Source organism: Kribbella qitaiheensis (genome assembly GCF_042657745.1).
GTDB classification, from domain to species: Bacteria; Actinomycetota; Actinomycetes; order Propionibacteriales; family Kribbellaceae; genus Kribbella; species Kribbella qitaiheensis.
This window is the reverse complement of record NZ_JBHSKE010000006.1, coordinates 59,612-72,468: the sequence shown is the minus strand read 5'-3', so window position 1 is coordinate 72,468 and position 12,857 is coordinate 59,612. Positions and strand designations below refer to the sequence as shown.

Below are 12,857 nucleotides of genomic sequence, written 5' to 3'. Positions count from 1 at the left end.
ACAAGCGTCGGTTCGGAGGACTGAGCATGCACGGAAGAATCCGCACCTGGGGCCCGGGCGCCCTGGTGCTGCTGCCGACGGTGCTGCTGCTCGGGTACTTCGTCTATGGGCTGATCGCCTGGACGTTCAACACCTCGCTGACCGACCGGCACACGGCCCGCAGGGGCGGCCCGGTCGACTACGTCGGGTTCGAGAACTACGCGAACCTGTTCGGTGAGGAGCGGTTCCTCAACTCGCTGAAGAACCTCGGCGTGCTCACGGTGTCGTTCATCGTGGGCACGCTGATCTTCGGCGTGATCTGGGCGTTGCTGCTGGAGAAGGGGGTCACCGGGGAAGGCGTGTTCCGGTCGGTCTTCCTGTTCCCGATGGCGATCTCGATGATCGCCTCCGGGGTGGTCTGGGGCTGGTTGCTGAACCCGTCCCAGGGTGACGACGCGCGCGGCCTGAACCGGCTGTTCTCGATCCTCCAGCTCAATTTCCTGGAGAACCCCTGGTGGACCGCGGGCAGTAGATGGACGACGATGATGGCCATCGCGCTACCCGCGGTCTGGCAGTTGTCGGGCTACATCATGGCGCTGTTCCTGGCCGGGTTCCGGGGCATCCCGCCGGAGCTACGGGAGGCGGCCCGGGTCGACGGTGCGAGCGAGTTCAAGCTGTATCGGCACGTGCTGTTCCCGCAGCTGTCGCCGATCGCCCTGTCGGCCCTGATCATCCTCGGCCACATGTCGCTGAAGCTGTTCGACCTGATCTACGCGATCACCGGGCCGAACCAGTTCCGCACCGAGGTGCCGTCGATCTACATGTGGAACACCTTGCTCCGCGGTGACATGGCCAAGGCGGCCGCGATCGCGATCGTGCTGCTCGCGGTGGTCGCCGTACTCGTCATCCCGTACGTCGCGTACACCGTCCGGCAGGAGAGTGAAGAATGACCGCCGTAGAGGCTGCGACCGGCCAGGCCGCCGCGGCGATCCGCCGGAAGCCGCAGCGTGGGGTCATCTCCGACGGCTCGACCCGTCGCAGCCGGACGGTTCGCTACCTCCTGCTGCTGCTCTTCCTGCTGTTCATCCTGACCCCGGTGTACGTCGTGGTGATCGGCAGCTTCAAGACGTCCAGCGACACCACCGCCGCCGCGCAGTGGTCGTTGCCGGAGACCTGGACGCTGGAGCCGTGGCGCAAGGCCTGGGACGTGCTGCAGCCCTACATGGTTCGTTCGCTGTCGCTGGCGATCCCGGCCGCGATCATCTCGTCGCTGATCGGGTCCGCGAACGGCTTCGTGCTGGCCCGCTGGCGGTTCCCGGGGGCGAACCTGGTGTTCGCCCTCATCCTGTTCGGCATGTTCATCCCGTACCAGGCGGTGATGCTGCCGCTGCGGACCACGTTCCAGGAGCTGGACGTGACCCGGGGCGTGCCGACCCTGATCATCGCGCACGTCATCTACGGCATCCCGATCTGCACGCTGATCTTCCGCAACTACTACGCCACGGTGGTCCCGAACGAGATCATCGAGTCGGCCCGGGTGGACGGGGCCGGCCTGGTCCAGACGTACCTGCGGATCATCCTGCCGATCTCCATCTCCGGCTTCGTGGTGACGCTGATCTGGCAGTTCACCTCGGTCTGGAACGACTTCCTGTTCGCGCTGTTCCTGACCCAGCAGAACAACGGTCCGGTCACGCTGGGCCTCGCGGCGCTGGCCGGCGGGCAGAAGGTCGACTACGCGGCCAGCATGGCGGGTGCCCTGATCACCTCGATCCCGACCCTGATCGTCTACATCGTGCTGGGCCGCTGGTTCATCGGCGGCCTGATGGCAGGCGCCCTGAAGGGCTGATCCGGGGGTCCTGCCCCTGTACTACGGCCTGCGGCCCGTGGAACCGGTACCTCGTACCGGAGCCACGGGCCGCGGGCTTTCGTGACGGAGTGTCGAGGTGGTCATCCACAGGACGCGCGCACCGTCCTGCGGCAGGTGCCCGGTCGGCGGTAATCTCGCCAGAGTGACCAAGTCACGAGGCCGGGACGGACGCGGCAGCCACTTACGGCTGGTCGGCTCGAGTTCAGGCCCGACCCCAGGGCAGCCGCCGGCGGGTGTCTCGGGGCAGGACCTCGACACCACGCCGAGCGTCGCTGTCCTGGACACTCTGCAGGAGACGCTGCTGCTGGACCTCGCGGCGGCCCCGCCAGCGCTGCACCCGGTGATCGCCGAGGCCTCGGTGGCCCGCTCGGCCGCCCTGCTCGCGGACCAGCTCTGGCCGGCCGGGCAGCCCGACGAGATCGGCGAGGTCGAGCGGTTCTTCTGGGCGGACGCGGCCCGGGTGCTCGGCGAGCGACGTGACCCGGATTCCTTTGTCCTGTTGACGAGTCTTGCCCGCACGGTCGGCCCGGCCGGGCGACTCCCGCTGCAACGAGCCCACCTGTCCCGCGGCCGGACGCAGTACGACGTGCCTGACTGGGTGTCGCGGATCGCGGGATTCCGGCTGACCAGCGCGATTGTCTCCGAGGACGTCACCGGTGACGGGCTGAGCGTGGTGCTCGACTACGACGACGACCAGCACCCGCACACGGTGGTCGTCTTCGTGGACAACAACCTGGGCGCGATCGCGAAGGACGTGTTCGTCGGGCCGCCGGTGGACCGGGTGGTCGAGGCATACCAGCGGGGCGGCCGGGTGACCGTCCGGACGGTCCGGCCCGCGACCGCCGCCGGGATCATCCTGCAGGCGCTGGGCGAGACCCACGACAGCGACGACCCGCCGGTCACCGAGGACTTCGAGTTCTTCTCCGGCCTGCTGGTGAACCGGCTGACGCAGCTCCCGGAGCGCCCGGTCCGGCCGCCGGTCAGGGCGCAGCTGTCCGGCCGGCAGCGGGATCAACTGGTGGACGAGTTCCTCGAATCCTCTTACGGGGTTGGCCTTCCCGACGATGCGACCGACATCGCGCGGCTGTGGATCGACCATGCGGTGGACCGGACGGTGGGCGGCCCGCTCCGCGTCAGCGCAGTACTGGTGGAGCTTTTCCTGTCCTACTGGCTGCCGCGCAAGGTGCTTGCCGACAGCACCTACTTCGCGGCGGTGCCGGTGGTGGTCAAGGCGTGGCTGCGGTTCGCGGGGGAGCGGACCGAGCTCGATCTGGACGCGATCGAGGAGGCCACCGACGCCGTGGACGTGTGGACCCCGGCCCTGGAGGCGGCCGCGCTGGCCGATCCGATCGGCTCGAAGTCGGGCGAACGCGTCTTCCTGGACGACACCAGCGCCGACCTCGAGGAGGCCTACCGCAGCCTGGCCGGCCTGGGAGCACCCCCGCGCCCGGACCTCCGCGGCCTCGACAAGTCCCTGGGGGCGACCCTGACCGTGCTCGCCCCGCACGCCTGGCTCCTGGCAGGCGAGACTCTCGGCGCGAACTACGCCGCCGAAGCCTTCGAGATCGCCGACAGCCTGGTCCGCGACGCCCCCGAACTCCTCGGCAAGGCCCGCCTCTCCACCTGGCCCCGAGCCATCGTCTGGCTCCTGGCCTACCGTCACCGCCTGGTCGGCCCCGGCGAACCCCTGACCCCCCAAGCCCTCGCCGCCGACCTCTCGTCCTCCGCCCCGACCCTCCGAAAAACCGCCAAACTCCTCACCGACACCCTGATCCTGCCGCGCTAGCTCCAGCCGGATGCCGGGCACCCCGCCGGGCGGTTGGGCGAGAGGCGGACAATGGGTTGCATGCATGTGCGCGCGCCGGAGCTCAAGGGTCGGGGATGGCTGAACACCGGAGGTCAGGAGCTGAGGCTCGCCGACTTCCGGGGGCGATTTTTGCTGCTCGATTTCTGGACCTTTTGCTGTATCAACTGTTTGCATGTGCTGGACGAGCTGCGGCCCCTGGAGGAGAAGTACGGGGACGCGTTGGTGATCGTCGGGGTGCATTCGCCGAAGTTCGCGCATGAGGGGGAGGAGGCGGCCGTCAAGGCGGCCGTCGAGCGGTATGAGGTGGGGCACCCGGTACTGGACGACCCGCAGTTGGTCACCTGGGAGAACTACACGGCGCGGGCCTGGCCGACGCTCGTGCTGGTGGACCCGAACGGCTACATCGTCGCGCAGTACTCCGGGGAGGGGCACGAGCACGCGCTGGACGCCCAGTTGGCGGAGCTGATCGCGGAGCACGAGAAGGCCGGCACTCTCACCCGCGGCAAGTCGCCGTACGTCGCGCCGACCCCCGAGCCGACGGACCTGCGTTTCCCGGCCAAGGTGGTTGCCCTGGGCGACGGGTTCCTGGTCGCCGACGCGGGCAACCACAGCGTGGTCGAGCTGGCGGCCGACGCGACCACCGTCCTCCGCAGGTTCGGCACCAAGCAGCGCGGCCTTCACGACGGCCCGGCCGACCAGGCGACCTTCTCCGAGCCGAACGGTCTCACCTTGCTCCCCGCCGAGGTGGCGGAGCAGGTCGGGTACGACGTGGTCGTCGCGGACACGGTCAACCACGCGCTCCGCGGGATCAACCTGACCACCAACGAGGTCAGCACGCTCGTTGGTACCGGCAAGCAGTGGATGGACGGCGACGGCACGGATGTCCTGAGCTCGCCGTGGGACGTCGCCTGGTGGCAGGACAAGGTCTGGATCGCCATGGCCGGCGTGCACCAACTGTGGACGTTCGACCCGTTCACCAAGATCACCGAGGTCGCCGCGGGCACCACCTACGAAGGGCTGCGGGACGGCGCCAAAGAGCAGGCCTGGTTCGCGCAGACGTCCGGCCTCGCGGTGGACGGCGACCGCCTCTGGCTCGCCGACTCCGAGATCTCCGCGCTGCGCTGGGTCGACACCGAGGTCCACACGGCCGTCGGGACCGGGCTGTTCGACTTCGGCCTCCGCGACGGCAAGGCCGAGGAGGCGCTCCTCCAGCACCCGCTCGGCGTGACGCTCCTCCCGGACGGTTCGATCGCGATCGCCGACACCTACAACGGCGCCGTACGCCGGTACGACCCGCGCAGCGAACTCGTCGAGACGATGGCGACGGGGCTCGCCGAGCCGAGCGGGGCTGTTGTCGTGGGCAACGAGCTGCTGGTGGTCGAGTCGGCGGCGCACCGGCTGACGCGGATCCCGCTGGGCGCCTCGGCGAAGGCGGAGGAGTTCAGCACCCGGACGCAACGCCCGCCGATGGAGATCGCGGGTGGCGAGGTGACGCTGGAGGTCGTGTTCACGCCGCCGCCGGGACAGAAGCTGGACGACCGGTACGGGCCGTCCACCAGGCTGCTCGTCTCAGCGACACCGGAGGGCCTGCTCAAGGAGGGCGCGGGTGACTCCACCGAACTCGCCCGGCGACTGGTGATCGACGAACGCGTCGGCGACGGGGTGCTGCACGTCGCAGTACAGGCTGCTTCCTGCGACGACTCGGCCGAGGTCGAGTTCCCGGCCTGTCACATGCATCGGCAGGACTGGGGTGTGCCGGTTCGGGTGGCCGCGGGCGCGCCCGACCGGCTCGAGCTCGTGCTGTCCGGAGCGACTACTCCTTGATGTCGCGGTTGTGTTCCTCGACGACGCGGTACTCCTCCTCGACCGCCGGGTCGAGCGCGTCGTTCGGGACCCGCCGCTTCCGGTTGGTGATGTAGAAGGAGAGGGCGATCCCGGCGGCTCCGGCGAGCATCAGGATGTAACCGACCACGGTCAGGTCGACCGCGTCCCAGGAGTCGCGGACGGCGAACGCCAGAATGGCGCCTACCACCATCAGGAAGATCCCCACACCGATGCTCATGTCGAGCCCTCCTCGAGAAGTCACGGACACTTCGACGCTACGCCTGCCAGCTCCGGGGATCCAGCAACGACGCATGTCGATCCGGCCCCGGGCCGGACGACCCGCAGCGCTCTCTCGGAGTACCCACCCGTAAACGTGCCTCGCGGCCCCTGCTCCAGGCTCGGCCAGGCCAGTCGGAAGCGTCAGCGAGTGGCCAGTGTCACGTCGCCGCTGACCGTGCTCGCGTCGATGCTGTGGCTGCCGTCGGGCGCGTTCCCGAGCCCGTTCTCGACGTCGCCGCTGCGGGTCTCGGTGTGGACCTTGTAGTCGCCGGCCGGTGCCTTCACCTCGACGTCGCTGCTGGTGCCCTTGGCCCGGACGTCGTTCTGCTCGTCGAGCTCGAGCTGCAGGTCGCCCGAGGTGGTCTCGACGTTCACCGCACCGCCTTTGAGCCGGGTGGCGTCGATGTCGCCCGAGGTCGCCACGATGTCGAGCTTGCCGGTGATCCGATCGAGCTCCACGTCCCCCGAGGTGAGGTCGAGCTTCACGTCCCCGGTGATGTCGCGGACCGAGATGTCCCCGGACCGGGAGCTGGCGTCGACCCCGCCGACGCCGGTGATGGAGAGGTCGCCGGTGCCGTTCTCGCCGGTCACCCTGGTACCGCGGGGGACCGTGACGACGAAGTCCGCGGTGCACTGCCAGCCACAGTCGCCGTCCAGCTTCAGCGTCTCGCCGTCCACCGAGTAGGTGTCGCCGTGCTTGATCAGCCAGTACTTGCGCTTCTCCTGCACGGTAGTCGTGTCGCCGTCGCCGACCTTGATGGTGATGTCCGCGTTCGGCGAGTCCAGCCGCACCGTGGAGATCTTGCTGTCGACCGTTTGCTCGCTGGCCGAGTCCCGGTCCCCGAAGGACCAGAACGCCAACGCCGCCCCGGTCACCAGCAGCAGCGCCCCCACCTGCTTGGTGTCAGCCATCCCGACCCGCCCCATCTCATCCGCCCCGCGCCAACCTGTCGCTTGACAGTAGGTCCGTACGGCGGCAGCCCGGATCCGGCAAGACCCTCAGATCCGCCCTGACCCCGCGCTCAGGGTCAGCGGTGGTGGTCCCCACGGGTGACGGCGTTGGGCAGGTCGTCGGTGAGGACACCGAAGAACGTCCGGGCCCAGAGGTCGTCGTTGTGCCAGTAGGGCCCGTCCTCGCCCCGCAGAGAGGCCGGTGCCGTACCGCGTTTCAGCGCGCGCCGGCAGTCGGCGCAGAGCGGCAGGGTCAGCGTGGTGCCGTCGGCATCGACCTGCGTCGGACGACCGGAAGCCCTTCCGTGCAAGGGATTGAAGGCACACAGCGGCTGTACTTCGACGGGCTTGCGGCCGGCCGCCAGAGCCTGGGCGATGTCGTACTCGCGGCGTCCTTGGTCCAGTAGCACCATCGCCCCGACCACGTCGACCAGGTCGCGCGAGGAGTCCAGCACCCGGCTCGCGGCATCGTGGGCGTCGAGGGCCAGCTGCTGATGTCGCAGACCTTCGCCGGCGACCGTGGGCAGCGCCGCCAGGTCTGATCCGAGCGTGGTGAGCTCGGCCGAGGTCTCGCGCGTCAGTCGGCGACGTCGCTCGGCGGCCACCGTCGCCGCGACGTGCGGCGGAATGGTGAACGGCTTCTCCCGCCGAGGCGAACCGCTGCTACCTGAACTGCGGCGGCGAAGCCCGATCCACAACCCCAGCGCCACCAGGCACGCAAGCACTGCCAACACGATGCCCAGGGCAATGACGCCGCCGGAACGACCGGCATGGTCATAGTTGGCAGGGCCGGTCCGCCGGTCCGTCTCCGGCCGCATCGCCGGCGGCAGAGCCGGCCCAGCCAGGAGCTCGTAGAACCGCGTCAGTACCTCGGTCGGCCCGGCGTCATACTCGGTGTCGTCGAGGGCTAGCTCGCGCGCCGGGCTCAGCTTCTTCTCGTCGAGCTGCGGAACATCGAGCGTCTCGTACCAGGGGAACCGCCCGCCGCCCTCGACCACGACGTACAGGCCGGGTTTGCGCATCGCGTCCATCACCAGGGTGAGGACGTTGCGCTCCTTGCCCTGGAAGCCGTCGCTCGGGGAGAGCGGGAGGATGATCGTGTAGACCGGGTATCCCAGCGCCTTGGCTTTCTCCCGCACACCCGCCCGCATCGTCTCCGGCAGCCCGGGCGCGTACGTCGGGTCGACGTACAGCGGGTCCTTCGTCAGCGCGGTCGCGATCTCGCGCGCTCGTTCCGCGGGGGTCTGACTCGTACCCACCTCGGCTGCTCCGGCGGGAGCCGGGACGAATGTCAGCGGCAGCAGCAACGCGGCCGCCAGGATCAGGACTTGCCGGGTTCTCACTGCTGACCTCCACGTCGAGGGGCGACGAGTGCCGCCAGTCCGAGCACGATGCCGGCCAGGAGTGCGCCGCCCATCAGGCCGATCGTCATTCCGCCGACGCCGTTGCCGATCGCCTTGCCCACGGTGAACCGCTCCCGCTCGTAGGTGCGCTCCGGCGCCGTCGGCAGTTCGGCGGTCCGGGCCGGCTTGACCTTCACCCGGTCGTTGAGCTCGAGATCGTCCAGGTACTGCGAGAGTTGGTCGGCCAGAGCGGTCTTCGAGGATGCGAAGGTGTCGAAGGGCGCGCGGGCGCCGAGCAGGTGCGCCACCCCGGTCGTGGCTGTCCCGTCCATCACGACGTAGATCCCGGGCTTGCCGTTGGTCACGGCGAGCCAGCCCGCGAGCCGCTCGGTGTCGTCCTTCTCCTGGAACCATGCGCCAGTCGGCATGACGGCGACGAATACCGGCGCTGGTGCCGTTGCGATCCGCTCGGCCAACTGCTGGTCCTGGGTGCCGACGTACTCGGCGTACAGCGGATCGACATACACCGGCTTGGTCTTCCAGGCGGCGACGGCGGCCGTGACCCGTGGATCGGTGGGGAAGTCGGCGGCGGATGCGGTGAGTCCGCCGCCGAGGAAGACGACCAGGCCAGTCAGCAGGATCAGGACGAGGCGCTTCATCACTTGTCCTCCTGGCGGCCGACGCGCTCGGCGAGATCGTCCTCGAGCGAGCCGAAGCCTGTGGCGACCAGGGGCTGCTGCCTCGGGTCGAGCGTCCAGTACGGCACGGCCGACTGGTCCATCCCGAACAGCCCCGACTTCTTCCAGACCAGGAAGCCCCGCGGCGTCTCGCCACGCTCCAGCAGCCGCGCGCAGTTCCGGCAGGCCGGTACTTCGGTCCCTTCGGACCAGGCGGCCTGGACGGTTCCCGGCTGGTGGGTCGGGTCGAAGAAACACGGCGGCTGGACCGTGCCGTCACCCGCGACCTGCCAAGCCTGCCGAGCCAGCACGAACGCCCCAGCCGCCGCCGTCAGGTCTTCGGAGGAAGCTCCGGCGGTTGCCGTCACGCCCTCGGAGGACCTGAGTGTGCGAGCCGCATCGAGCCGCCGGGCCGCGTCATCGCGCCGGTCGAGCAGGTCCAGACTGTTGTCTCTGGACGCCTTGATCCGGGACTCCAGTCCGCGCAGCGCCTTGTCGGCCTTGCTGATCCATCGATCGGCCTGCGTCCGCACGGCTGACACACTGACCGGTTCCCGCGGCGCGACCACTGCCCGGGACTGCCCGGCCTTGCCCCTGCCGTTGCTCCGGCCGCCCTTCGCGCTCCTGCGGTCCTTCGCGGGGTGCTTCCGCCGGCTCCGCACGGTCAGGAGGATCACGATGATCACCCCGAGCACTGCGCCGATGCCCATCCCGATGAAGGCGGACAGGTCTTCCTTGTCCGTGGTGGACCTACCGGACCGGCGGGAGGAGGTGTCCTCGCGGAGGTCGCCCGCAGGGACCGCCGGCAGCGGGCGCCCGTAGTACGCCGTCGCGGCCTGCTGGATCGTCCGCACGATCCGCGGTGCCGGCCGATCGGTCACGATGCGGTTGTCCTGCTTGTCGTCCAGTTGCACGCCGACGAGTTCACGGCCCTTGAGCCCACCCGGCCTTATCAGCTTCTCGGTGCCCGACCAGTAGTCGTTCGAGACCGTGAACACCAGATACAGCCCCGGCTCACCCGTACGGGCCTGCAGCAACGTCGGCAGATCTTCCGGGAGCTCTCGCGTCGACGGCACCCGCGGCAGCAGCGCGACGTACACAGGAAAGTCGACGGTCCTGGTCGCGGCCCGGATCCGGTCCAGCTCCGCCTTGGGGAACGCAGCCCGCATCGCGCCGTAGATGAAGATCCGGTCGGTCTTCCAAGCGGCGGCGATCTGGTCCGGGAGTTCCGGCGGAGCGGCGGTGGCCGGGGCAGGCGAAAGGAAAGCCAGTACGGCGAACAGGGCGGCGCCGAGGCAGGCGAATCGGGCGGACATCGCAGTTAGGGTACGACGACGGCCTGGCGGGTTCACTTCGGGACTGACGCGCGGCTCACCGCCCAGGTTCCGGCAGGGCCTGACGGGTTCCACCAGAGCTCCGATAGGGGGTCCGACAGAGCGCGGCCCTGGCTCGGACAGGGGAAGCCGGGCCAGGGTCGCGGTGTCGCTCGGGGAGAAACGATTCCTGAATCCGATCAGCCCGAACAGGGCAGATCGGCGGGCAGCGCGGGGCAGATCGGCTGGATCAGAAGGCCGACTCGGGCAGATCCATCACGTCGAGGTCGGTCATCTCCGCCTTGATCCGCTCGGCGCGCACGGTCGGCATGGTCGACCGGACGAACCACTGCGCGGCGGCGAGCTTGCCGGTGTAGAAGTTCTGGTCGGCCGGCGACAGCTCTCCGCCGAGCTTCTCCAGGGCGATCTCGGCCTGCCGCAGCATCAGCCAGGAGCAGACCACGTCACCGAGCACGTAGAGCAGCCGGGACGTGTTCAGGCCGACCTTGTAGATGTTGCGCGGGTCGCCGTTCTCGGCCTGCGGGTTGCTCGCCATCAGCGCCTGGCTCATCACGCCGAGGATCTTCTGGGTGTCCGCGAGGCCCTTCGCGAGCAGTTCGCGCTCCTCCTTCAGCCGGCCGTTGCCCGCCTGGGAGGCGACGAACGCCTGGATCTGCTCGGACAGGTGGCCCAGCGCCTTGCCCTGGTCCTTGATGATCTTGCGGAAGAACAGGTCCTGGCCCTGGATCGCCGTGGTGCCCTCGTACAGGGTGTCGATCTTGGCGTCGCGGACGTACTGCTCGATCGGGTAGTCCTGCAGGAAGCCCGAACCGCCGAAGGTCTGCAGCGACTCGGTGCCGAGCAGCGTCCAGGACTTCTCCGAGCCGTAGCCCTTCACCAGCGGTAGCAGCAGGTCGTTGACGCGCTCGGCCTCCTCGTCGTGCTCACCCGCGTACCGCGCCTGCTCGGCACGGTCCTGGTACGTCGCGGTGAAGAGGACCAGCGCGCGTAGCGCCTCGGAGTACGACTTCTGCGTCATCAGCGAGCGGCGTACGTCGGGGTGGTGGGTGATGGTGACTCGGGGCGCGGTCTTCGCGGAGTTGGTCAGATCGGCGCCCTGGACCCGCTCCTTCGCGTACTCCAGCGCGTTCAGGTAGCCGGTGGACAGCGTGGCGATGGCCTTGGTGCCGACCATCATCCGGGCGTACTCGATCACCTGGAACATCTGCGCGATGCCGTCGTGCACCTCGCCGAGCAGGTAGCCCTTGGCCGGGGTGTTCTCGCCGAAGGTGATCTCGCAGGTGGTGGAGACCTTGATGCCCATCTTCTTCTCGACGTTCGTGACGAAGGCGCCGTTGCGCTCCCCGGTCAGCTCGCCGGTCTCCAGGTCGAAGTCGAACTTCGGCACGATGAAGAGGCTGAGGCCTTTGGTGCCCGGGCCGCCGGCGCCCTCGATGCCCTGCGGGCGGGCCAGCACCAGGTGCACGATGTTCTCGGTCATGTCGTGCTCGCCGGACGTGATGAACCGTTTGACGCCCTCGATGTGCCAGCTGCCGTCGTCCTGCAGGGTGGCCTTGGTGCGCCCGGCGCCGACGTCGGAGCCTGCGTCCGGCTCGGTCAGCACCATCGTGGCGCCCCAGCCGCGCTCGATCATGTGGTGCGCGATCTTCTTGTCCCGCTCGGTGCCGTTGCGCCACAGCACGTGCGCGAAGTTCGGGCCCGCGGCGTAGATGTGCACGGCCGGGTTCGAGCCCAGCACCATCTCGGCGGCGGCCCAGCGCAGCGACGGAGGCGTCGGCTGGCCACCGAGCTCCGGCGGCAGCTCGAGCTTGAACCACTCGGCGTCCATGTAGGCGTGGTAGCTCTTCTTGAACGCCTCGGGCATCCGGACCTCGTGCGTCGCCGGGTCGTAGACCGGCGGGTTCCGGTCCGCGTCCTCGAAGGACTCGGCCAGCTCGTTCTTGGCGAGCCGGTCGATCTCGGACAGCACCTCACGTGCGGTGTCGACGTCCATGTCGGCGTACGGGCCCTGGCCGAGCACCTCGCCGCGGCCAAGCACCTCGAGCAGGTTGAACTCGATGTCCCGCAGATTCGACTTGTAGTGGCTCACAAGGTTCCCCTACCTCTTCGCTACGCTGTACTCACGAGTAACTTAAGTATATACCCACCAGTAACGACCACCAAGCGGATTCCTTTGTGACCTGATCGGGGAGGGTGGTCGGCGTGACTGTGAAACTGGTTTACGAGACGCATTCGACGACCGTGGACAACGAGACGGGCATCGCCACCGGGTGGCTGCCGGGAGAGTTGTCTGCCGAGGGCCGACGCGAGTCGGTGCTGCTGGGTGAGCGTCGCCAGGACGTCGACGCGATCTTCAGTTCCGACCTGCTGCGCGCGGTGAAGACGGTGGAGATCGCGTTCGAGGGGAAGGCGATCCCACGGTTCCAGGACTGGCGACTGCGCGAGTGCGACTACGGCGAGCTCAACGGGGCGCCGGTCGAACAACTCGCGCCGCGGAGGCCGAAGGTCGACGTACCGTTCCCGGGCGGTCAGAGCTATCGGGACGTGCTCGGCCTCACCCAGTCGTTCCTCGCCGACATCAAGGGCCCGTACGACGGTCGCAAGGTGCTGGTGGTCGGGCATGGGGCCCAGCGGTGGGCTCTGCGGCATCTCCTCGGCGACGGGACTCCGCTGGAAGATCTCGTGGACGCGCCCTTCGCCTGGCAGCCGGGCTGGGAGTACGAGCTCTGAGGACCCCTGTCCGGCACGCCGCACTCGCCGCATGTGGAACTGATAGACCAAGATGGACCTTGAGGC

General features: G+C 68.9%; 11 protein-coding genes. 5 read left to right on the top strand and 6 right to left on the bottom strand.

The genetic code is table 11. The features are described from left to right. Positions 1-26 precede the first annotated feature (26 nt). From ACFPJ1_RS04725 to ACFPJ1_RS04710, 4 genes are all read left to right on the top strand, one after another. Complete coding sequence (locus ACFPJ1_RS04725; RefSeq protein WP_132191624.1) at positions 27-929, top strand: carbohydrate ABC transporter permease; 903 nt, start codon at positions 27-29, stop codon at positions 927-929. Then, positions 926-1,825, top strand: coding sequence for a carbohydrate ABC transporter permease (locus ACFPJ1_RS04720; protein WP_380101587.1), 900 nt, complete (start codon positions 926-928; stop codon positions 1,823-1,825). Before ACFPJ1_RS04725 ends, ACFPJ1_RS04720 begins: the two co-directional genes overlap by 4 nt. Before the next feature lie 163 nt (positions 1,826-1,988). Next, entirely contained in the window at positions 1,989-3,632 is a 1,644-nt protein-coding gene (locus ACFPJ1_RS04715) for a hypothetical protein (protein WP_380101586.1), read from the top strand. Positions 3,633-3,683: 51 nt separating this feature from the next. Beyond that, a complete protein-coding gene (locus ACFPJ1_RS04710) occupies positions 3,684-5,477 on the top strand; it encodes an NHL domain-containing thioredoxin family protein (RefSeq protein ID WP_380101585.1) in 1,794 nt (597 codons plus the stop codon). Here ACFPJ1_RS04710 and ACFPJ1_RS04705 read toward each other — a convergent pair. From ACFPJ1_RS04705 to ACFPJ1_RS04680, 6 genes are all read right to left on the bottom strand, one after another. After that, positions 5,467-5,715, bottom strand: coding sequence for a DUF6458 family protein (locus ACFPJ1_RS04705; protein ID WP_132191622.1), 249 nt, complete (start codon positions 5,713-5,715; stop codon positions 5,467-5,469). The two genes, ACFPJ1_RS04710 and ACFPJ1_RS04705, sit on opposite strands and share 11 nt — an antisense overlap. 182 nt (positions 5,716-5,897) lie before the next feature. Beyond that, positions 5,898-6,668 (bottom strand): DUF4097 family beta strand repeat-containing protein, encoded by a 771-nt coding sequence (locus ACFPJ1_RS04700; protein WP_380101584.1) that lies wholly within the window; start codon positions 6,666-6,668, stop codon positions 5,898-5,900. A 116-nt stretch (positions 6,669-6,784) separates the two neighbouring features. Further along, on the bottom strand, positions 6,785-8,050 hold the full coding sequence (locus tag ACFPJ1_RS04695) for a hypothetical protein (RefSeq protein WP_380101583.1): 1,266 nt from the start codon (positions 8,048-8,050) through the stop codon (positions 6,785-6,787). Next, complete coding sequence (locus ACFPJ1_RS04690; RefSeq protein ID WP_380101582.1) at positions 8,047-8,709, bottom strand: hypothetical protein; 663 nt, start codon at positions 8,707-8,709, stop codon at positions 8,047-8,049. Before ACFPJ1_RS04690 ends, ACFPJ1_RS04695 begins: the two co-directional genes overlap by 4 nt. Next, a complete protein-coding gene (locus ACFPJ1_RS04685) occupies positions 8,709-10,043 on the bottom strand; it encodes a hypothetical protein (RefSeq protein ID WP_380101580.1) in 1,335 nt (444 codons plus the stop codon). The genes ACFPJ1_RS04690 and ACFPJ1_RS04685 overlap by 1 nt, the downstream gene beginning before the upstream one ends. Positions 10,044-10,290: 247 nt before the next feature. Continuing rightward, a complete protein-coding gene (locus ACFPJ1_RS04680) occupies positions 10,291-12,150 on the bottom strand; it encodes an acyl-CoA dehydrogenase (RefSeq protein ID WP_380101579.1) in 1,860 nt (619 codons plus the stop codon). A 113-nt stretch (positions 12,151-12,263) separates the two neighbouring features. Here ACFPJ1_RS04680 and ACFPJ1_RS04675 point away from each other — a divergent pair, with 113 nt between their 5' ends. Beyond that, positions 12,264-12,791: a histidine phosphatase family protein gene (locus ACFPJ1_RS04675; protein WP_380101578.1), complete on the top strand. Its 528-nt coding sequence runs from the start codon at positions 12,264-12,266 to the stop codon at positions 12,789-12,791. The last annotated feature ends 66 nt before the right edge of the window (positions 12,792-12,857 follow it).

What these genes read in the sequence shown, in the direction of transcription:
- ACFPJ1_RS04700 (WP_380101584.1), bottom strand. Translation starts at nt 6,668, where the DNA reads ATGGCTGACACCAAGCAGGTGGGGGCGCTGCTGCTGGTGACCGGGGCG.
- ACFPJ1_RS04685 (WP_380101580.1), bottom strand. Translation starts at nt 10,043, where the DNA reads ATGTCCGCCCGATTCGCCTGCCTCGGCGCCGCCCTGTTCGCCGTACTG.
- ACFPJ1_RS04725 (WP_132191624.1), top strand. Translation starts at nt 27, where the DNA reads ATGCACGGAAGAATCCGCACCTGGGGCCCGGGCGCCCTGGTGCTGCTG.
- ACFPJ1_RS04690 (WP_380101582.1), bottom strand. Translation starts at nt 8,709, where the DNA reads ATGAAGCGCCTCGTCCTGATCCTGCTGACTGGCCTGGTCGTCTTCCTC.
- ACFPJ1_RS04720 (WP_380101587.1), top strand. Translation starts at nt 926, where the DNA reads ATGACCGCCGTAGAGGCTGCGACCGGCCAGGCCGCCGCGGCGATCCGC.
- ACFPJ1_RS04705 (WP_132191622.1), bottom strand. Translation starts at nt 5,715, where the DNA reads ATGAGCATCGGTGTGGGGATCTTCCTGATGGTGGTAGGCGCCATTCTG.
- ACFPJ1_RS04710 (WP_380101585.1), top strand. Translation starts at nt 3,684, where the DNA reads ATGGGTTGCATGCATGTGCGCGCGCCGGAGCTCAAGGGTCGGGGATGG.